This is a genomic window from Lentibacillus juripiscarius, assembly GCF_042685205.1.
GTDB classification, from domain to species: Bacteria; Bacillota; Bacilli; order Bacillales; family Amphibacillaceae; genus Lentibacillus; species Lentibacillus juripiscarius.
This window is the reverse complement of record NZ_JBHUNA010000041.1, coordinates 32598-52949: the sequence shown is the minus strand read 5'-3', so window position 1 is coordinate 52949 and position 20352 is coordinate 32598. Positions and strand designations below refer to the sequence as shown.

Below are 20352 nucleotides of genomic sequence, written 5' to 3'. Positions count from 1 at the left end.
CCATGGCTAAGGAGGATATAGCTTGTGATCATTGCAATCATTATATTATTAGTTGCATCGCTATTCTTTTCAGGAAGCGAAACGGCACTGACAGCCACCAATAAACTGAAACTGCAAACGAAGGCAAAACATAATGATAAAAAGGCGGAAAAACTGCTGGATTTAGTTTCAAAGCCAAGCGAATTTATCACAACGATTTTAATTGGAAATAACATAGCCAACATTCTGCTCCCCACGCTTGTGACAACACTGGCGATTCAATACGACTTTAATGTGGGGATCGCTTCGGCTTTTTTGACCGTGACGATCCTTGTTTTCTCTGAGGTTATTCCTAAATCAGTGGCAGCGGCATTTCCCGATCGTATCTCACCCATTATCTATCCTGTTATTCGATTCTTCATCATTGTATTCAAGCCGATAACCATCGTACTTAATTGGCTGACAGGGTTTATTACAAGAGCACTGGCGAAAGGTGAATTAGATGATGAATCGATATCGAAAGAAGACCTGCGTGCGATGGTCGATATTGCCGATTCGGAAGGGACATTCAACCAGGCCGAGTCCCACCGTATTAAAGGGGTGCTCGATTTTTACAACTTAAAAGTAAGAGACGTCATAAAAACACCGCGGGTCGACATAACCGCACTTCCCATTACAGCTTCATTTGAGGAAGTACGGGACGTTGTGATCCAGAACCCGTATACACGTTATCCCGTTTATAATGAGGATATAGACGATATTGTAGCTATCTTTCATTCCAAATATTTGCTGTCATGGTCAGAAGAGCGGGATAAATCATTGGAAGCCTTCAGTTATATGGATCCCATGATTGTGTACGAATTTCACCCGATTGAGTGGGTCTTCCGCAAAATGACAAAAGAGAAAAAACATATGACTATTGTATTGGACGAGTATGGCGGAACAGAAGGCATCCTGACACATGAAGATGTCATTGAAGCCATGATCGGCCTGGAAATTGAAGATGAAATGGACTCTGAGAACGAGGCAATCATTGAAAAGATGACGGAAACCGAAATGATCTGTGATGGCAAAATACCACTAAGGCGGCTGAATTCCGTATTCCGTACAGACATTCCAGAAGAAGAGGATGTCCTTGCCGGATACCTATTAAAAGAATTTATTGATTTTCCCAAAGAGGGCGAGGTACTGGAGCGCAACAACCTGACGTTTAAAGTGCTTAAAATAGAAGGACGCATGATTAGGAAGGTGCATATTGTGAAATGACGGTGACTGCTCTGACTATGAAAATTTACGTAACATCAGCAGATTAAAAAAAGAGCGCCCGGACGGGAAGCAATCCGGAGCACTCGTGATGACTCATTTAACCGTCTATATAAGATTTTGGAACCACATGCCAAGACCGGTTCCGATATAGTTGCCAATAATATAGCCGAGTGTGCCAACCAGAAGAATGGGCACGATAAGTTTGTTCCAGCCTTTGGCAATTGCCATCGCCGCAGCAGTCGTCGGGCCGCCAAGGTTTGCGTTACTTGCAAGCACCACTTCTTCGAGGTTGAATTTAAACAGTTTCCCAAGCACAAGGGAGAAAAGTAAATTCATCAGCACAATGATCAGTACAAAGACGAGCAAAAGTGGTGCTGTTGTAACAACTAATGATAGCGATGCTGGAACACCAATAACAACGAAAAACAAGTAAATTAAGAACGTCCCAATCTCTTGCGTTCCCTGGATATTCTCGAAATAGTTCGGGAATAAAAGCACCACTATGACGGTAAGCGTCGTCAGCATGAGGTACTGATCACCGATAATACCACCCAGTACCTGATAAAAAATATTTACATCCTCACCACTCGGGATAATTCCTGCAAAAAAATCAGCCAGGTGGAAGGACACTGCAACAAGAATAAAGGCAGTGGCAACACTTGTAGCAATATCTTTTAATGAAATTTCCTTGCGTTTCCAGAATGAAGCTGCCTGTGTTTCGTCTTCATCACCGGAGACGCCCGCTTCCACTTCTTCCATGTGCGGCGTTTTAAATTTGGACCGGAAGAAGGAAATAGCCGGAATTGCCATAAGGACAAAGAAAAATAGTGCCATCATAGCGTTGTCTGCAACAACTGTCGCTGAAACGAGTTCACCTGGTGCTTCGAACTTGGCCGACATAGCGGCAAAATTCACTCCGCCTCCAGTATAGGAACCGGCCATCATAGCACCAATTTTGTCCAAGTGTGGAATGACATCTTTCAGCAGCATAAATGAAATAATTGTTCCGGCCACGGTGCCAATTGCACTTAATAGAAAAATAGTCAGCATTCGCCCGCTTTCCTGCCAAATCTTTTTAATGTTGGCCTGGAATAACAGAAGTGGAATCGCCAGTGGCACGACATAATTCCAGACGGCGTCATAAACACTGGATTCAACCGGGATAATGTTCAAGTTTGCCAGTGCCATGGCCCCGATTAAAGCGATGATGGCCCCGGAGATTTTCGATGCCCATGCGTACCTCTGCTCCAAATAAATGCTGATAGCTGCCCAGCCTGTCAGAAAAGCCCAAAGCGCCCACGTATTATCTGGTGCTATCAATGATGTTTCCAATTTGATCACCCCATTGTTTTGTCATTGGTTCAAAATGACGTCTTTATAAACGCCGATTTATGCGAGGTAAGAGAATGCTTAAAAAGCCGTTGGTGTCCTTGCCCATACAGAAATGGACGTTTTATCGTGAAATTGACATAACGGTGCGGAATCAGGCTGTTGAAGGATATGCTGTCCCCTTTCTCCAAATGAATCTCCTCGTTATCCAGTACGACGGTGAGCATACCCTGGAGAACATAGCCGCACTCCTTCCCATACTGCTATTAAACATCACTGCTTCCTCTCCAATACATTCGTATCAATCAAGCGTTTTTTGTTATACGTGCAACCGATTTTGCAAAAATTGCAAGCAGGGCACCTGAACCTATGGGATGTTTCATGTTTATGTGAGAGCGAAAAATACTAATCCTATACTTAATCAACGTTTGTCTCCTCGAATAAATTGCTCAACATAATTTCAAGAATTTCATTTCCGTATGGTACAAGAACACCTGAAAAATACAATTTTACTTCTTCTGCAGCTTTCAAGAGATTCTCCTCGCTCGCTTCAATTCCTAGTTTTTCAAAGGTACTTTTGATGTCTTCTATGTACCATCGAGTAATCAGGATAGGCTCTTCATTATTTAACATTTTACTTTTAGATTCCATTGCCAGTAACCCCCTCTAGGTTTCAAAAATCTAAAACAACTCAAAGTAATTATTGTGTTCAAACTATTTTAACATTTCCTAATACCATTTGCCCTTTAAATCACTCAGGTAAAAAAGGCAAGATTCTTTTCCCATACAGAATTAAAAACGTTATGGTCGAAATCTACTAGAAAAGTCATTATTATAAGAGGTAGTAAACTTTATAGGAGGATCCAATGAAGAAAAATATACATGTTGTTGGAGCAGTCATTACGGATAACAATAAAATTTTATGTGCTCAGAGGGGACCATCCAAGTCATTACCATATAAATGGGAGTTTCCTGGTGGGAAGATCGAACAGGGTGAAACACCTGGGGATGCATTGCAACGTGAGATAGAAGAGGAGATGCATTGTCAAATAGAGGTTGGTGAACAGGTTGAGCATACCGTTTACGAATACGACTTTGGCATTGTGCATCTTTCAACTTATTTTTGTCATCTGCTTGACGGCATACCGGTTAGAACCGAACACAATAAGCTAAAATGGATAGTGCCAAACGATTTGCAAACATTGGACTGGGCACCAGCGGATCTACCAGCGATAGAAAAGATTAGGAAGATTATCTCCCCCACTTAAAATTACCCTATGACAATGAGTATTAAAGGAAGTGATCGCTTGTTTCAAGAAGGTATATATGAAGAAGTGATAACGAAGGAACTAAAACAGGAATTAGAAAAATTGGAAGCTGATCATTATGAAATTGGCAAGGAATCGCTTGATGTGGAAGAAGCAAGTAAGAAACTGGCTTTTTATATCTCCGAGGTGACCCGAAAAGCTTTATTTTACATACGAGATAAACATGATAAAAAAGATGATCAAGGGGCGCTGTTAAAGCAAATCCAGGCGAGTAATGCCCTCATTCATAAACTTAGTGAGTTACTGCCTGAAGATGATTTCAAACGTTTGGAATTGGATCAAGAAGGTGAAATTCTAACATCGATTTATTCCAAACTAAATCATGTTCGCAGTGTTAAAGATGAAAACCCTGTCCGCCCAGTAACACCTATTTCTGAAAGTTCCTTGTTTACTGGCTCGAAAGCAGAACCTAATATGATGAACGAGCTTAGAAATGAGATTTTATCCTCCGATCAAATTGACATGCTTGTGTCATTTATTAAATGGAGCGGTATCCGTGGTATCATGTCAGAATTAAGAGAGTTTACTGAGAAAAAAGGTGGCAGGCTTCGCATCATTACGACTTCTTATATGCAAGCGACCGATTACAAGGCCATTATGGAATTAAGCCAATTACCGAACACAGAGATTAAGATCTCGTATGATGTGGATCGAACGAGACTTCATGCTAAAGCCTATACGTTTAAACGCGATACGAATTTCAGCACGGCTTATATTGGATCCTCAAATTTATCCAATCCAGCGTTGACATCGGGTTTGGAATGGAATATTAAGATTACGGAAAAAGATTCATTTGATGTAATGCAAAAAGTTGATCACACCTTTGAAACGTATTGGAATAACGATGAATTTGAAGCCTTTCATTGTGACAAAGTAGCAGACCACGAGCATTTAAAAACCAGTTTAAATAAAAAAGAACGAGATAAGCAGCCACTTCATTTTTCATTTGAGATAAAGCCATATTATTTTCAAAAAGAGATTCTTGAGAACCTGGATGTTGAACGGAAAGTCCACGGTAAATATAACAATTTGCTAGTTGCCGCGACAGGGGTTGGCAAAACGGTTATATCAGCATTTGATTACAAGCGTTTTGTACAAGAAAAAGGAAAACCACAAAGACTCCTGTTTGTTGCCCATCGCGAAGAAATTTTGAAGCAGAGCCTTGATACGTTTCGGGCAATTATGCAGGATTTGAATTTTGGTGATTTATTGGTCGGTACACTTCAACCAGATAGTATTGAGCATTTATTTATCAGTATTCAAAGCTTTAATAGCCGTAAGTTGTATGAAAATACATCGCCTGATTACTATGACTTTATTATTGTGGATGAGTTTCATCATGCTGCAGCTAATTCCTATCAAAAATTGCTTCAATACTATCACCCAAAAGTATTGCTTGGTTTAACAGCGACACCAGAACGAATGGACGGGAAAAGCGTTCTACCGTACTTTGATGATCGAATTGCTGCCGAAATGCGCTTGACGGAAGCGGTTGATCAGAAGTTATTAAGTCCGTTTCAATATTTTTGTGTAACGGATAGTGTTGATCTATCACAAGTAACATGGCGGAATCGTGGCTATGATGTACGAGAATTGGAAAATGTATACACAGGCGATACGATGCGTGCAAAGCAAATTTTAAAAAGCGTTAAAGCATATGTCGCAGATTTAGATGATGTAAAGGGTCTAGGCTTTTGCGTCGGCGTTAAACACGCCCAGTTTATGGAAGAATTTTTCAATCAACAAGGTGTCCCATCCATAGCCTTGCATGGCGATTCAGATAAGGAAACGAGAGAAACGGCCCAGAAAGAATTAGAATCAGGCGCTATTAAATTTATTTTTGTCGCTGATTTATATAATGAAGGTGTCGATATACCAGCTGTCAATACGACGTTGTTTTTGCGTCCAACGGAAAGTTTAACGGTATTTTTACAACAACTCGGACGTGGATTGCGGTTACATGAAGGGAAGGAGTGTTTAACGGTACTTGACTTTATTGGACAGGCACATAAAAATTACAATTTTGAAGAAAAATTCCGTGCACTTGTTGGTAAAACAAAACATTCGATCAAGCATTATGTGGAGAACGGCTTTAGTTCATTGCCCCGAGGCTCTTTTATTGTGATGGAAAAACAGGCAAAAGACTATGTTTTGCGGAATGTGAAACAATTGAACAACCGTCGCAGTCATATAATTCAAAAGTTAAAGGATTTTCATTTTAATTCTGATCAGCCGTTATCCTTGAATAACTTTTTAACGTACTACCAATTGTCTATTTATGACTTTTATGGCAGGAGTGGTAATCGTTCATTCAGTCGAATGCTAGTAGAGGCTGGCATTAAAGAAGACTTTTACTTTCAGGATGAAAAAATGGTCACAAAACGGTTGTCTAACTTCTTTTACTTAAATTCAAAGACGTTGCTTGATTTTTATTTACGCTATTTGACTGATTTTGTAGTGCGTAGTGAAGAGGAAAGCCTAATGGCCAATATGTTTTACTACTCATTCTATCAGAAAGCACCACATGAAGAGGGATTTGATTCCATTGAAGCAGGGATTAACTATGTTGTAAGTGTGCCCGAAATAAAGGAAGAAATACTGCAAATCCTGGATTATAACCGGCAACATTTAACGGCAATGGAGTTTATGCATGATTTGGACTATCCATCCCCATTACGTGTTCATGCGAGTTATAATATTAACCAGATAATGGCGGCGATGGATCACTATAATAAGGATAAAGCCCCGAATTTCCAAGAGGGCGTTAAACATTTCAAGGAAAAAAGTACAGATGCGTTTTTCATAACGTTAAATAAATCGGAAAAGGATTTTTCACCATCAACATTGTATAAAGATTATGCGATGAATGAACAATTATTCCACTGGCAAACTCAGAGCACCGTGACGCCAACGAGCAAAACAGCTAAGCGCTATATTCATCATCGAGTAAATAACCACCAAATTATGCTATTTGTCCGGGAATATAAGAAAGAAAACGGGTATACGTCACCTTATATGTTTCTTGGGACTGCTGATTATGTGCAACATTCGGGAAGTAAACCAATGAATTTTGTTTGGCGTTTACGTCGCGAGATGCCGCCGATGTTTGTATCGAAAGCGAATAAGAATGTATTGTAGTGTGAAAATAAAAAGCTTCGTTAATTAACGGAGCTTTTTATTATAATTTTTTAATGACGCAAAATGACGGCCTATATTGCCTGCAAATCGGAAGTGGAAGCGGCGGGCTCGACTTACATTGGGGGACCCCTCCACACCGATGGCAATCTGGTATCCGGACACGCTTGGCCAGATTTGCCGGGAGTGATGAAGGAGTTTGTCAGACAGGTAAATGCGTTGTATTGTTCTTCAAGGGGACAGCCTAAACTAGGGCCATCTTTTTTAAAGTTTACGATAACAGTTTTTACGCAACATTGGCGAGCATGCTTCTTCAGCACCTAATCCTTCACTTTACAACCATTGGTCCTATTAACATTTCCGGTTCTTCTCCTAAAGCCAACTTACAGATGCGATCATAGCTTACATCCTTATAGTTTGCCAACAGCTTTTGTACCGCGTCCATACGTTGATGTTCTTTTAACTTTTTTATTTCGCTTTTGTATATGGACAGCACGTAACCGTTTTGTACATGTTGCTCAAACTCGCTTGGGTCGTCATCCATAACTAAACAGCCTAAATATTGAAAGCTGTATTGCAACTGACGTGTAAGGCTAATGATATTTTTAAATTGCTGATATTGTACAGGTTCATTTTCTTTCAGGTTTTCGATGGCATGCCTGACATTTTGCAGCTCATGAATGGTTGCTGAAATAAGCATACTACCTCTCCTTAATCCCATGGTTTTTCGATTGATAATGAAGAAATCAAGTCTTTATTTTGCTGTCTTTTTAACTCTTTTATTTCTACGCGTTCACTGCTGGTTTCATAAAGATATATTTCTTCATCCGTTTCTGGTATCACCTTTGGTACCTGGGCTGGTTTTTTGTCAGGTCCGATTGCAACAAACGTTAAAAATGCTGTTGCGGCAATTCGTCTTTCACCTGTTTCAAGTTCTTCGGCAATGACTTTACAGAAAATCTCCATTGAACTTTTTCCGGTATAGGTGACGAATGCTTCAATACATACTGAATCTGACTGACGAATTGGCGTTATAAAGTGAACGGAGTCCGTTGATGCTGTCACACATTCTTTGATACGTGAATGCCTTCTGGCTGCCAATGTTGCACATGCATCCATTTTCTTCATTAAGACTCCGCCAAACAGGGAGTGATAATTATTTAGGTCATTTATTAATACTTGGTCGGTTTGTACTACCCGTGTATCTTTCATTAATTTAGATTCCATTTCGTTTCACCTCGAACGTTTCTCTATCAACAGCACATACAAAATTATAATCCCGACTAATGGGTAAAGTACAATTCCGATTCAGTATGGTTAGGATAAGGCTAATGCATGAAAACGAGTACAGACCTAATCTTGAGCCTTCCAGAATTAGGTCTGTTTGTGTTGTATTAATTTATTTTTGGTAAATGAAATAAATTGTTGCTTGCTGATTAATGACAAGTTGGCATCTTTTTTCCATATAAAGGCTAAATTCCAGTCAAGACGTGGGTGTGTTACAGGAATCACGCTTATATCCTTCGTGAAGTTTCGGCTTGTCGTTTCGGGTAAGAGTGTTATTCCCAAATTGGTTGCGACCATTTCCTCCAAAAAATCAATTTGCGACGTTTCAGAAACAATTTTAGGTTCGAACCCTTGCCTTTTACACGCTTGAATAATAATGTTTCTTGACTCGAAGTCCTGATTAAACATGATAAACGACTCTTCTTTTACGTCTTTTAATTGTACTTGTGATTTTAACGACAGGGGGTGCTCACTTGAAACAACAAGGTGTAATTGGTCCTCAATAAAAGTGTAGTAATCCACGGTTGGATGATCATTCAAAACAACAACACCACAGTCCAGCATCCCGTTCCAAACTTTTTCCTCAATAACTTTTGATCCATTTTCTTCTAAATTAAACGTAACTCCCGGGTAGTCCTGATGAAAGTCGGCAATTAATTGTGAAAAGAAAAAGGAGTTGACAACCGTCGGCAAACCAATCCGAATATGCCCCGTTTTTAATGTGCGTAGTTGATCCATTTCCTTTTCCAGTTCTGTCATTTGCTGTTTAATCGTTAATGCGTGTTTCTGCAGTACTGTCCCAGCTTCCGTCAGTGTTACTTTCCTTTTTGACCGGTGAAACAGCGGAACCCCCAAGTCATCTTCTAATGTCTTGATAACACGGCTGAGTGCCGACTGTGTAATATAAAGGTTCTCAGCTGCTTGTGTGAAACTTTCGGTATGGCTTACTTCTAAAAAATAATGCAAATGTTTAATATCCAAGCAGGTCACCCACTTTAATGATTTACCTTAGTATCATAACATGCTGACAAAAAAATACATTTACCGCCGGTTCTGGGCTGCGTTTCGAGATATGCGGTTTTTTCCTCATAACGGTTATAGTATTTGGGATATCAGCCAAAATAAAAATAAATGTGGAAGGAGTGATACTCATGGGTGAACAATCACGATTTATTTCCGGTGACAAGGCGCCAAACAGTGGCGTTTATATTGAAGTAGGGGAAACAGGCAGTAATGTAGAGGAACCACAGCAAATTGAGATGGAAGCCGGAGAAAAATTCCCAAAACCTGAAAACCAGGATCGTGTTTGGGTGAATAAACGGGATTTGTCGAAGCCAGGCGTGCAGGGACGCCAACAATAACAGAATAGTGCAGTATTTTTAAGCGAACAGGCTGCTGGATAAAACGCCAGCACAAGCCGCGATAATACAAAAAAGTCTAAAGACAGCCGTCCAAACTTAGGAAGGACAGCTGTCTTTTTGTTTCAACGTCAGAAAGTATGAGTTTTTTGTAAGGGTCGCAATTTTTGTTATCAACCACGAAAAACGGTAAAATAAAGAGAGAATAATCTTGAAAGGATTTGCTACATGAGTACTGACGTTACTTCATTTGTACTATTATTTGCATTGATGCTTCTTGTTGGCGTGCTTACGACGAAATTCTCAGCTCGTTTAGGGTTGCCTTCGCTTGTTTTATTCCTGTTTGTCGGAATGCTGCTCAATGAAATTATTTACTTTGAGAATGTGGAGCTTACCCAGTTTATTGGTATATTGGCGCTTATTATCATTCTATTTGAGGGTGGTACACAGACTAAGTGGAATAAAATGCGTCCGGTACTTGCTCCAGCGGGTATATTAGCGACTGTCGGGGTATTAATAACCTCTGTAATTACCGGATTTGCGGCTATTTATATCCTTAACCTGAGTATGCTGGAAGGGATGTTGTTTGGGGCGATTGTTGGATCAACGGACGCTGCAGCGGTTTTCTCTGTTTTAGGGAATAAAAATATTAATAAAAGGCTGACGGCTACATTGGAGGCTGAATCCGGGACGAACGATCCGATGGCGGTCTTTTTAACGGTGGCATTCATTGAAATGATTCAAGTTCCGGACAGCACCATTTGGATGGCTGTTGGCGGCTTTTTTGTTCAAATGGGATTCGGTCTAGTCTTTGGGCTGGTGTTTGGCAGATTAAGTGTGCTGTTAATTAATAAAATCCAGCTGGACGTATCCGGTATGTATCCGCTTTTGGCGTTGGGAAGCGCTATTTTAACATATGGTGTGACCGACTATTTAGGCGGAAGTGGATTTTTGGCTGTTTATGTGATGGCGATTCTAATTGGAAATAGTGATTTAATGCATAAATTCTCGATTGTCCGTTTTAATGAAGGGTTTGCGTGGATGATGCAGATCATCATGTTCATCTTCCTTGGTCTGCTCGTCTTCCCAAGTGATTTAATAGAAGTTGGCTGGCAAGGGATTCTTCTATCCATCATTCTTATGTTCATTGCCAGACCTATCGCAACTGTTTTATGTATGGTTTTTTTCAAACACAATGTAAAAGAACAGATCTTTCTATCCTGGACAGGGCTGAAAGGTGCGGTTCCAATTGTTTTGGCTACTTATCCAATTATAGCGGATGTCGAACATGCTTATGTGATCTTTAACGCGGTCTTTTTCGTGGTGCTTATTTCTGCGCTTGTCCAAGGCAGTACGTTGTCTCCGCTGGCATCGAAGTTAGGCTTGACAGAAGAAGGCGATGATTTTGACCCAAGCGGTTTCGAAATGATTAACCTGGGCAATACGAATTCTGAGATTATTAAACTGCCAATTGGTAAAGCGGCACCGGCCGTTCATTCAACGCTGACGGACATTACTCTGCCAAGTGATACATTGGTTATTGGCATTGTCAGGGACGAAGATTTAATCACCCCGAGCGGGGATACCTCGATTGAAGCCGGTGATACGTTATTTGTGCTTAGTGAGAAAGAAAAACGGCATAAAGTCAGAGAGGTCTTTTTAGGGAAGAAAAAAAAGAAGGAAAAGCCAAAGAAGAAAGGATTATTTGGCAGGATGAGAATGTGACTTATGGATATCCTCAAGTATGATGGTTTAGCAAACAAAAAATTACGGCTCCCAAGATAATGGGGACTGTTTCGTAAAATAAGGAGGGTAAGCAGGTTCAATAAACCTGTCCCTCCTTTTTCTGATTCTACATGGTATCGCAATTGAATAAGGGTAGTATAGTGGGGTTCAAATTCACCTGAACGAAAGATTTGCCACCCAAATATAATAGTTATTTTAAGATGAATTAAACAAATATTGAAACTTTACGGGGGAGTAATCGTATAGTACGATAGAACCATTCTACATAGGTGCGGTGCTTTTGGCCGATGGGTGGATTCACAAATTTTATGAGGGAGTGGGTTTTTAATATGTTTCAAGACGCACTAATTTTAATGATATTGGCAATCATTGGTGTTGTAGCGCTAGTTGTCGGGATAATCGCATTTATTATCTTCAGACTTCGCTATAAAACTGCTAGCTCGAATGAAGCGCTCATTGTCACTGGACCGAAGCTTGGTGATCCGGAGCAAGAACGGAATGTATTCCAGGATGAGAATGGGCGCTCGGTTAAGATCATTCGCGGCGGTGGGTATCGTCTGCGCATGTTTCAGACGGCGACACCGATTGATCTGACATCCTTCCAGTTGCAGGTCGATTCAGAAAAAGCGTACACCAAGGAAGGGATTCCGGTACGAGTGGTCAGTACGGCCGTCATCAGTATTGGCAGCGAACTGGAAATTATGGCCAACTTTGCTGAGAAATTTCTCGGGAAAAAGCAAAACGAACGTGAATCCGAATTAAGGGATGTCTTAAACGGACATTTGCGTGCGATTATTGCCTCACTTTCGATTGAAAAAATCTATAACGATTTTAAGGAAGTCAATACGCAGGTGAAGAAGATTGCTGAGGCAGACCTTAAAGGCATGGGCTTTGAAATCACATCGTTTGCGCTGAATGATGTAGAAGACGTCGACACCGAAAATGGCTATATTGATGCACTGGGTCGTCCGCACATTGCGGAAGTGCAGAAGGTAGCTAATCAGGCTGAATCTGATGCGGAAAAGGAAACACGCATTTATCAGGCGCAAAATGATCAGGAAGCACAGGATGAAGAGAATCGGCGCCTGACTGCGGTCGCCCAGTCCAAGAAGGAAAAAGACATCAAGGAAGCTGAATTCCAGAAAGAAACGAACCGGGCCAAAGCGAATGCGGAACAAGCGGGTGAACTCGAACGGCAAAAACTAGCCCAGCAGGTAAAAGATGAGGAATTGAAAGTGCAATACATCGAGAAGCAGCGCGCGGTTGAACTGGAGGAAGAAGAAAACAAACGCCGCCGCTCGATTGCTGATGCGGAAGCCTATAAAACGACGAAAGCGGCTGAAGCAGATGCAGAAAAAGAACGCATCAAAGGTGAGTCCGAAGCAGAGGTTATCCGTCAGCGGGGTATTGCCGAAGCCGAATCCAAAGAACGCATGGCCGAGGCGATGGAGAAATACGGCGAGGCCGCTATTGTCGAAATGCTCATCAACGTCTTGCCGGAGTATGCTGAAAAAGTGGCTGCCCCAATTTCTCAAATTCAAGATTTGAAAGTGATTGACATGGGTGGCAGTGACTCACAGGGTGGCTCATCAAAAGTGGCCAACAACGTAACGTCAACGATGCTCGGCATTCAGGAATCTCTGAAAGAAACGACTGGCATGGACCTGAAGGCAATGCTGGAAAGCTATGTATCCCGGGGTAACGCTGATCACTTCGGTTCTCAAAAGCAAAAGTATTATCAAGAGGCCTCAGCAGCCCAAGGCCCAAGCGAGGCGGCATCATCAACAGACGAGGGTGTTTCCGGAAAGGAAGCGAACACCGATCGTGACAACACATGAACGGATTTCCGGGGTTAGCTAGTGGTGAGCCCGATGTCCGTGTGAGTCGATCAGACAGCAAGCAGGCGCTATTTCCCGGGAAATGGCGCCTGCTTTTTTCAAAGTTCGTTGTGTTGCCATGTTGAAGGTGTTGCCTTGGGGGGGATGACAGAGCACACGGAAATATCAACCGGTTTAAAAGGATATTAACTGGTTAGCGGTGGATATCAACCGGTCGCGGCGGGATATCAACCGCCTTACATGGAAAATCAACCGGTTTACAGAAAATATCAACCCGTCGCCAAATATTAACATTCTGAATGCACAAATATCTATAGGGTCAACAAGAGGGGAAGGGGGGATTTGGTGATACCAACGTTTATGCTTTTGACTATTTGTCTTGCTATATTGAATTTTTCATTAAGTAGATGGCTGTTTGGTGAGAGAAGAAAAAAGATTTCTGAAACAGATGGGGAGAAACATCACCGTTGGATCATTTTTTTATGTGTTTTCATCAGTCTTGCCATTATGGGAACGGTAATCGGTTTAGACAATCATTTTGCGGTCATGTGGCTTTTAGTGTGCACACTGATTGTGATTTACGGCATTCAGTCATTCATGGAGTGGAAGTATTTAAAAGGGTCAAAACAATTTTTAATTCCACTTATGTTAATGGCCATGAGTGTTATTGGCGTTCTGGCAATCTTTTTCATCAGTGACTTGATGAAGTATACGACGTTTCAGGAAGTCGTTTCGGATCAGCTCCATGAAGAAACGGAAATCAGACGCATTTCGATTCGAGTTAATGAGTTGAACAACGCCGGAATGGCGGAGACGATAAAGAAGCGTGCGACTATCAACGATGATGAAACGATTGATCGTATCTTACAGGATTTTTCGGAAATGGAACTAAAGAAAGATGACGGTTTCTTAGAGGAAAGAAAATACTATATAAGCATTGTTACGAAGAACAAGAAGGCGGAAGATTATTATAAGACCGAGGACCTTGTTGTTTATGTCGGTAACCATTACATAAGTATTTCAGAAGGCCGCGCCAGCCGATACAGAATTGTCAGTGAGACCGATCATTTACAAACCATCGAGTCACTGGTGAAAAGTGATAAGATAGATTGGAGCACGCCGGGGACAGATTAACGAGAAGGTGGATGTGTTGATGTTTGACCATCATCCGTTGATATCCCGGAACGATGTGTTGATCTTAAAGGGGTGAATTCCTTGAAACTATACAGTGTAATATCTATGGTCATTTTGCTGCTTCTAGGTGCCGGGTGTACGAACGCAAATAATCAGGTTGCGACAATCACGGCAAATCCGAATTCAACTTATGAAACAACGTTTAAAGACTTAGGTATTGGAGTATTGTATGATTTCAATTTTTACCTGCCTGATGCGGATAAAAGATGGGTCCGCATGTGGGTGGAAAGATACCGTGACGGACAAAAGGATCCTCAGCCTTTGACTCAAATTTCCTATGGGTTGAGTCCTAAAAAGGTTAAAGAAGGGCATCTTGGGTTTGGCATCATTAATCCCGACAACGAACATTCATCCATTTTTCTGTATGCACCTGGAGTATCCCAAAAACCTAAGAAAATAAAGCAAAGTATTAATACGAATTTGCCCAGATCAGGAGGATATGCCATAGGTGATGGAAAAGTAGAATTGGAACTGGGAAAAACCAATATATTGGCCGTATATCGGCGGGCATCAGAAAAAGGTTCCATCAAGCTTTATGATTTTCAGAAGGAAAACGAACTGGAACAGATGATAAAAAATGACAAAACAGTACTGCTGCTGAAATTGAAAACAGAAAAGAGAGAAGAAGTCTCTGGCTAAATAACAATAGGTATGCGGCATCACGCCAGGTAAGGAGTGAAAAAGCAATGAAGCGTAAACCCGCACGTTTCGGTGTCAGATTAATGGCAGACTTATTTGATTTTTTGATTTTAACTGTGCCTGCCACGCTGGTAATCTTCTGGGTAATGGGCGATGATATATCATTTGACTGGACCAGAAGCTGGGGTTGGCACGTCAGTTACACGTTGTATTTAACATTGGTGCCCCTGTTATGGAGTGGTTACATAATTGGCAAACGTCTTTTTAAAATTAATGTCAACCGTATGGATGGTGGCGAATTAACGTTGAAGAATATGGTTTTAAGAGAAGTTTTGGGGAAGTTTCTTTTAGCGTATGTAACAATAGGGATATCGAATGTCGTAAGTGTTTTCATGATAATCTTCAGAAGCGATAACAGAGCAATTCACGACTTCATCGGCGGCACGTATGTCAGGCAGAACAACTAGGGAGGTGTTTTATTCAACGAGCTGATACTAACAAATCATTTTTGCCAATAGCTTAATAATCAGAGGGAAACTTTCGTCACTGTTTTATCTTAGGGTGATTTCATGGATATCGGAAATCTTTTAAAAAGAAAAATAACCGCAACGTTTATTGTAACAATTGTTACTTCAATAATTCTTGCTTTCCTGACGGTAAATACCACAAAGCAGGAACCAGCTTATGAATTGGGAGCCAATTTCTTAGGCTGGCTATCAGTATACGGTGTTTACGCAGGTGCCATTATCTTGATTTATGGGAATTTTGTTTCTGCTGGAATTGAATTTTTGCAGCAAAAAGGGTTTATCAGGAGGGCCTGGATTTATATTTTATTGCACGGCATCTTTGGCTCAGCAAATGGTTTGTTATTTCAGGATCCGCGGCTGGCACTGTATGGCATGGCGGCTGCTGTTTTCTATGCGTTCATTGATAAATGGCTGTACAGAAGAATGAAGAAACGAGAAAGGTTGTGGCCCTTTTATCTGGTTCCAATCCTCGTTTGCGGCTTGTTCTGGGGTTATTTCCAATGGATATCGGAACCTTTGCCGCCGTTTACAGCACAGGATGCTGTCGAGCGCGTAACGGAAAGTAATGGGACCGCTGCTGATTTATTCTCTGAAGAAATTGGCAAAAGGGAAGAGACCATTGATGGTTATCATGTTGTGCGGGAAACTTCTGCAGAGGAAATCGGGAGTGAAACATATTTGGTGACCTTAACGGAAACATGGCAGAAAGGTAAGGAAAGAGGCTCGTATGAAATCACATATGAGGTTGACCGGCATTCTTTAACTGCCCGTGATTTGAAATGGGATGAAACGCCTCCGTACTATGATAGTTAGGCACGTTTCTGACGGGTGCGAGCAAATTATAGGGATATCGATAATGCTGGTAACATTTCAACGAATGGGTTGCCGGCACTGTTGAAATAACAGTAGGGGGTAAGCAGGTGACAAGAAACAAAAAGAAAAGGAAATGGGATTGGCTGCTTGAAGTGCTTTCCTACGTTCCTGAACTTTTGATTGAATCTATTAAATTGGTGGCAAGAGGAATAGTCAGCATCTTCAAGCATTGGAGCTAATGGTTTGCTTGGTATCGGTAGTAGTATAGTTCTCATTTTCCTAGCAAGCCATTTTCGCGAATGTCTTCTTGGACTAATGAACTAATGGCGTGATTCACCCTCGTAGCAATCACGCCAATCCAGTTCTTAAGCAAGCACCTGGCCGCCATTCACATGCAGCACCTGCCCGGTGACAAAGCGTGAATCATCAGAGGCCAGGTAGACAAACGTTGGGGCCACTTCAAATGGCTGTCCCTGACGATCCATCGGGTTGGGAGCCAGTGGTATTTGGTCAGCAGAAAAGCTTGCCGGAATGAGGGGTGTCCAAATGCGGCCGGGGGCGATGGCATTAACGCGGATTCCTTTTTCCACAAGACTGTTGGCGAGGGCACGGGTGAAGCCAACGTTGGCCCCTTTTGTCGCGGTGTAATCAATTAACTGGTCATTTCCCTCAAATGCAACGACAGAGGTGGTGTTGATGATGGAACTGCCTGCTTCCAAATAGGCGAGAGCTGCACGGGTTGTGTAGAAGTGCGAGTAGATATTCACTTTAAACGTATCATCGAATTGCTCGTCAGTAATATCTTCAAGACTTAACTGCTGGAATTGAATGCCGACATGGTTACACAGGATATGCAGCTCGCCAAATGTTTCCACGGTCTTTTCGACGATGGCAATGCACTGCTGTTTTTCACGGAGATCACCCGGTAGCAGCAGACAGCGCTTGCCCAGTTCTTCTACACGCTGCTTTGTCCGGTTGGCATCTTCATGCTCATCCAGGTAGGCAATTGCAACGTCTGCTCCTTCTTTGGCAAATGCAATCGCAGCTGCGGCCCCCATTCCGCTGTCACCACCTGTGATGAGGGCAACTTTTCCCTGTAATTTTCCGCTTCCATTTTCATTGGGGTTTTCCACAATCGGTTGTGGCACCATGAGCCGTTCTATTCCAGGCTGCCGGTACTGGCGTTGCTCGGGAACCGTGAGGGCAATATCTTCATAGCGTGTGATTTTTCCGTAATTGGGATATAACGGATACGGTTGCTTGTTTGGGTTATTGTTTTCAGACATAAACTGATTTGGCCTCCTGTCAAAGTATTATGTGCAGGATTACGTTATGCCAAATAGGCGGCTGTTGTGCCTGGTGATACAGGCTCGTGATGCACAAAAATGAATAGACTGGGAAGTACCAAGTCAAATAAGGAAAGGAAAATAGTGTTATGTTTGCTTACTACTACAATCCCGAAGTGAACTATTTACTGATTGACCGTGCGGAAGGGAAAACAGAGATGCTGTATGATGAGAACCCTTCTACATGGTCTGTTCCGATAATTGGACCGAGGCCGCCGTACTATACTCATCCACGATATGAACCGTACTATCCGGTTATTTGATAATTCTTGTAACGTCAAAATTTATGGATGACCATGTAAGAAACGCTTCAGCATTTGCTATAAGAGGAGGCGGCCGCCGAGTTTTACAAACGGTTTTAGTGTTAGGGAAGAGGAATAACGAATCACCCTCTATTAATCTTTGACATTTATTCCAAATAACCCAATAAAACCGGCTGCCTGCTCTGGTGCGATGACGGAACCACGCAAGTCTGCTTCATTAAGGTGGATTTGCGTGAACGTACAGCGGCTCAAATCCACATTGGCTAATGAAGTGCCGGAAAACTGGACATCGTCAATATCTGATGTGCCCAGCTGCAAATGGTCAGCGGACGCATGTATGAAGTTGGCGCCTTTTATTAAACAGTGGTCAAAATAGACATCCCGGAGCTCACTCTCATTGCACAAGAGATACGGGGCCTCGCAGCCTGTCCATGTGACATCCTGCATGATGGCCCGGTCCAGGTCAGCTCCAGCCAGTTTACAATTTCTGAACTCGACACGATTAAACCGTGCACCCTGCAGTCTAGCGCCGGAAAGGTCGCAGTTTTCGAACAGGACATCAAGCCAGTGGGAAAAAGGCAGTGCAGCATCGTTCAAACGCACATTCTGAAAATGCATCTGATCGAATCGAACGCGTTCGGCCTGTACAGGACTACTGGCTGTTTCTTGAATGGATCCCATTTCACAAAAGTCCTCATCGGTAAGTTCGTTTAAGGTCATCTTTTCCAGCTGTTCCGGCAAATCCGGCTTTTGGATGTGTCGTTGTTTCTTAGCCATGGTGTTTCCCCCTTTTGTCCAAATTATAGGCGATACTGGGGCTGTCGTACAGCAGTTTGTTATGATTGCCGGGATTGCAGTGGCAGATTTTGTGAATTAGAAACTTTTGCCGTTGCTGGGTTATCGTGTTTTGTGGCAAGAATCAACCGGATGCCGGGGGAAATCAACCGGTTTGGGCGAGAATCAACTGGACGTCGGGGGAAATCAACCGTTTTGGGCGAGAATCGACTGAATGCCAGGGAGAATCAACCGGTTTGTGGCAAGAATCAACCGGATGCCAGGGAGAATCAACCGGTTTGCGCCGAGAATCAACCGGACGTCGGGGAAAATCAACCGGTTTGCGGCAAGAATCAACCGGATGCCAGAGAAAATCAACCGGTCTGGGCAAGAATCAACCGAATGGCAGAGAAAATCAACCGGTTTGTGGCGAGAATCAACCGAATGGCAGGGAAAATCACCCGGTTTGTGGCGAGAATCAACCGAATGCCAAAGAAAATCACCCCGTGCCCACCCACCAGACATCCACCCCGTCGCCATAACCATAGGGCAAGAAAAAAAGATAACCACTGCATTTACTTGGTTTTTGCTCGAAAATGGGTGAGCAGCCGCTCGGTTTCTGCTGTTTCTTCTGGTGTAGGCACTTGTGTCTTTTGCTTTGACGGATTCTTTTTCCGCTTCTTGAACCAGTCAGGAATTACTTCTTCGGGTGCTGCATTTTTGCGGAAGGATGTCTGCTTGTGGTGAAACACCATTTCCTCAGCCTGGGCTGCCTCTACGGTCTGAATGCCGGCATTTACCCATGCTTGCAAAATACCCCGGATATATTTCCAGCTTGGTTTGTTGCGCTTCCATGCCCGTTTCATCGCTTCTAGGACGAGCAGGTCGCCAACATCGTCAATCCAATTCATGATGGAATTTCTGATTAATGGTGGCACGGCCCCAATCTGTTTCTCGTAAAAAATAATAGCTTCTGCAGTTGTTTCATTTGGTTTTTGTTTATGTTTCTTTTTATGTTTCTGTTTAACTAATGGGGCCGCGGCAAGGTCCGCCGTGTAGTCCGTGCCATGGTCCGTAAAGTGGTCCGAAGTGTGGGCCATCATCTGGTCCGTTGCGTGGTCCGCATTGTGGTCCGTCGTGTGGTTCATAACGTGGTCACTTCTTCCGTCCGCAAACCCGTTTGCACTGTGGTCCATTGTGGAGCAAAGGCAGGTGAGCTGATAGCTTGGAGCTTGGTTTCCCCGGCCTGGTATGTATGTAATGCAGCCATTTTTCTTTAGTTCACTTCGGGCACGTTTAAAGGAGCTTTCGTTCAGACCGGATTTTAGGCGCAGAACCATTCCCGCAACGGTAAACGTTTCTTTCCAGCCTGCTTTGTTGTTGATGTGCATGAGTGCGTGCCAGAGGGAAATGGCAGATGGCGACAGCGGGCGAATCTCAAGCTGACTGTAAAACACGTTAATCTGTTTAATATAGTTCATATGTATGTTCCTCCTTCAATATAGTGGTTCATAGCTATAATCGTTTGCG

The 20352-nt window shown here is 42.5% G+C and carries 21 protein-coding genes and 2 pseudogenes; 14 read left to right on the top strand and 9 right to left on the bottom strand.

Features of this window, described 5'->3' with window-relative positions:
* Window positions 1–24 precede the first annotated feature (24 nt).
* Window positions 25–1245 (top strand): hemolysin family protein, encoded by a 1221-nt coding sequence (locus ACFSUO_RS15745; protein ID WP_382395834.1) that lies wholly within the window; start codon window positions 25–27, stop codon window positions 1243–1245.
* Between the two features lie 105 nt (window positions 1246–1350).
* On the opposite strand, the gene ACFSUO_RS15740 is transcribed toward ACFSUO_RS15745, so the two are convergent.
* From ACFSUO_RS15740 to ACFSUO_RS15730, 3 genes and pseudogenes are all read right to left on the bottom strand, one after another.
* Window positions 1351–2577 carry a DUF819 family protein gene (locus tag ACFSUO_RS15740; protein WP_382395832.1) on the bottom strand — a complete coding sequence of 409 codons (1227 nt, stop codon included), beginning with the start codon at window positions 2575–2577 and terminating at the stop codon, window positions 1351–1353.
* Between the two features lie 29 nt (window positions 2578–2606).
* Window positions 2607–2816: pseudogene (locus ACFSUO_RS15735) on the bottom strand (cupin domain-containing protein); the annotation flags it as partial.
* Between the two features lie 175 nt (window positions 2817–2991).
* Window positions 2992–3225: a hypothetical protein gene (locus ACFSUO_RS15730; RefSeq protein ID WP_382395830.1), complete on the bottom strand. Its 234-nt coding sequence runs from the start codon at window positions 3223–3225 to the stop codon at window positions 2992–2994.
* A 215-nt stretch (window positions 3226–3440) separates the two neighbouring features.
* Between ACFSUO_RS15730 and ACFSUO_RS15725 the strand changes: the two genes are divergently transcribed.
* From ACFSUO_RS15725 to ACFSUO_RS15715, 3 genes and pseudogenes are all read left to right on the top strand, one after another.
* Window positions 3441–3842: a (deoxy)nucleoside triphosphate pyrophosphohydrolase gene (locus ACFSUO_RS15725; protein WP_382395828.1), complete on the top strand. Its 402-nt coding sequence runs from the start codon at window positions 3441–3443 to the stop codon at window positions 3840–3842.
* Window positions 3843–3881: 39 nt separating this feature from the next.
* The gene (locus ACFSUO_RS15720; protein WP_382395914.1) at window positions 3882–7040 is read left to right on the top strand and encodes a DEAD/DEAH box helicase; all 3159 of its coding nucleotides are present in this window, start codon (window positions 3882–3884) and stop codon (window positions 7038–7040) included.
* 57 nt (window positions 7041–7097) lie between these two features.
* A pseudogene (locus tag ACFSUO_RS15715) lies at window positions 7098–7250 on the top strand (DJ-1/PfpI family protein); the annotation flags it as partial.
* A gap of 115 nt (window positions 7251–7365) precedes the next feature.
* Here ACFSUO_RS15715 and ACFSUO_RS15710 read toward each other — a convergent pair.
* From ACFSUO_RS15710 to ACFSUO_RS15700, 3 genes are all read right to left on the bottom strand, one after another.
* Entirely contained in the window at window positions 7366–7737 is a 372-nt protein-coding gene (locus tag ACFSUO_RS15710; protein ID WP_382395826.1) for a hypothetical protein, read from the bottom strand.
* Window positions 7738–7748: 11 nt separating this feature from the next.
* Window positions 7749–8264 (bottom strand): acyl-CoA thioesterase, encoded by a 516-nt coding sequence (locus ACFSUO_RS15705; protein ID WP_382395824.1) that lies wholly within the window; start codon window positions 8262–8264, stop codon window positions 7749–7751.
* 147 nt (window positions 8265–8411) lie between these two features.
* On the bottom strand, window positions 8412–9305 hold the full coding sequence (locus ACFSUO_RS15700) for a LysR family transcriptional regulator (RefSeq protein ID WP_382395822.1): 894 nt from the start codon (window positions 9303–9305) through the stop codon (window positions 8412–8414).
* Between the two features lie 170 nt (window positions 9306–9475).
* Here ACFSUO_RS15700 and ACFSUO_RS15695 point away from each other — a divergent pair, with 170 nt between their 5' ends.
* The 8 genes from ACFSUO_RS15695 to ACFSUO_RS15660 all read left to right on the top strand — a co-directional run bounded on the left by ACFSUO_RS15695 (window position 9476) and on the right by ACFSUO_RS15660 (window position 16678).
* Complete coding sequence (locus ACFSUO_RS15695) at window positions 9476–9685, top strand: YjzC family protein (RefSeq protein ID WP_382395820.1); 210 nt, start codon at window positions 9476–9478, stop codon at window positions 9683–9685.
* Between the two features lie 225 nt (window positions 9686–9910).
* Window positions 9911–11407: a potassium/proton antiporter gene (locus ACFSUO_RS15690; protein WP_382395818.1), complete on the top strand. Its 1497-nt coding sequence runs from the start codon at window positions 9911–9913 to the stop codon at window positions 11405–11407.
* Window positions 11408–11757: 350 nt separating this feature from the next.
* Complete coding sequence (locus ACFSUO_RS15685; RefSeq protein ID WP_382395816.1) at window positions 11758–13266, top strand: flotillin family protein; 1509 nt, start codon at window positions 11758–11760, stop codon at window positions 13264–13266.
* Window positions 13267–13611: 345 nt separating this feature from the next.
* Window positions 13612–14400, top strand: coding sequence for a DUF4181 domain-containing protein (locus ACFSUO_RS15680; protein ID WP_382395814.1), 789 nt, complete (start codon window positions 13612–13614; stop codon window positions 14398–14400).
* An 81-nt stretch (window positions 14401–14481) separates the two neighbouring features.
* On the top strand, window positions 14482–15099 hold the full coding sequence (locus ACFSUO_RS15675) for a hypothetical protein (protein ID WP_382395812.1): 618 nt from the start codon (window positions 14482–14484) through the stop codon (window positions 15097–15099).
* 47 nt (window positions 15100–15146) lie between these two features.
* Complete coding sequence (locus tag ACFSUO_RS15670; protein WP_382395810.1) at window positions 15147–15566, top strand: RDD family protein; 420 nt, start codon at window positions 15147–15149, stop codon at window positions 15564–15566.
* 102 nt (window positions 15567–15668) lie between these two features.
* Window positions 15669–16439: a hypothetical protein gene (locus tag ACFSUO_RS15665; protein WP_382395808.1), complete on the top strand. Its 771-nt coding sequence runs from the start codon at window positions 15669–15671 to the stop codon at window positions 16437–16439.
* A gap of 107 nt (window positions 16440–16546) precedes the next feature.
* Complete coding sequence (locus ACFSUO_RS15660) at window positions 16547–16678, top strand: hypothetical protein (protein WP_382395806.1); 132 nt, start codon at window positions 16547–16549, stop codon at window positions 16676–16678.
* Window positions 16679–16804: 126 nt separating this feature from the next.
* Here ACFSUO_RS15660 and ACFSUO_RS15655 read toward each other — a convergent pair whose 3' ends face one another.
* Window positions 16805–17725, bottom strand: a complete 921-nt coding sequence (locus ACFSUO_RS15655; RefSeq protein WP_382395804.1) for an SDR family oxidoreductase — start codon at window positions 17723–17725, stop codon at window positions 16805–16807.
* 149 nt (window positions 17726–17874) lie between these two features.
* Here ACFSUO_RS15655 and ACFSUO_RS15650 point away from each other — a divergent pair, with 149 nt between their 5' ends.
* Window positions 17875–18048 carry a hypothetical protein gene (locus tag ACFSUO_RS15650; RefSeq protein ID WP_382395802.1) on the top strand — a complete coding sequence of 58 codons (174 nt, stop codon included), beginning with the start codon at window positions 17875–17877 and terminating at the stop codon, window positions 18046–18048.
* A 132-nt stretch (window positions 18049–18180) separates the two neighbouring features.
* On the opposite strand, the gene ACFSUO_RS15645 is transcribed toward ACFSUO_RS15650, so the two are convergent.
* Window positions 18181–18825 carry a pentapeptide repeat-containing protein gene (locus ACFSUO_RS15645; protein ID WP_382395800.1) on the bottom strand — a complete coding sequence of 215 codons (645 nt, stop codon included), beginning with the start codon at window positions 18823–18825 and terminating at the stop codon, window positions 18181–18183.
* Between the two features lie 125 nt (window positions 18826–18950).
* Between ACFSUO_RS15645 and ACFSUO_RS15640 the strand changes: the two genes are divergently transcribed.
* Complete coding sequence (locus ACFSUO_RS15640; protein WP_382395798.1) at window positions 18951–19364, top strand: hypothetical protein; 414 nt, start codon at window positions 18951–18953, stop codon at window positions 19362–19364.
* 33 nt (window positions 19365–19397) lie between these two features.
* On the opposite strand, the gene ACFSUO_RS15635 is transcribed toward ACFSUO_RS15640, so the two are convergent.
* On the bottom strand, window positions 19398–20303 hold the full coding sequence (locus ACFSUO_RS15635) for a DnaD domain-containing protein (RefSeq protein WP_382395796.1): 906 nt from the start codon (window positions 20301–20303) through the stop codon (window positions 19398–19400).
* Window positions 20304–20352 lie beyond the last annotated feature (49 nt).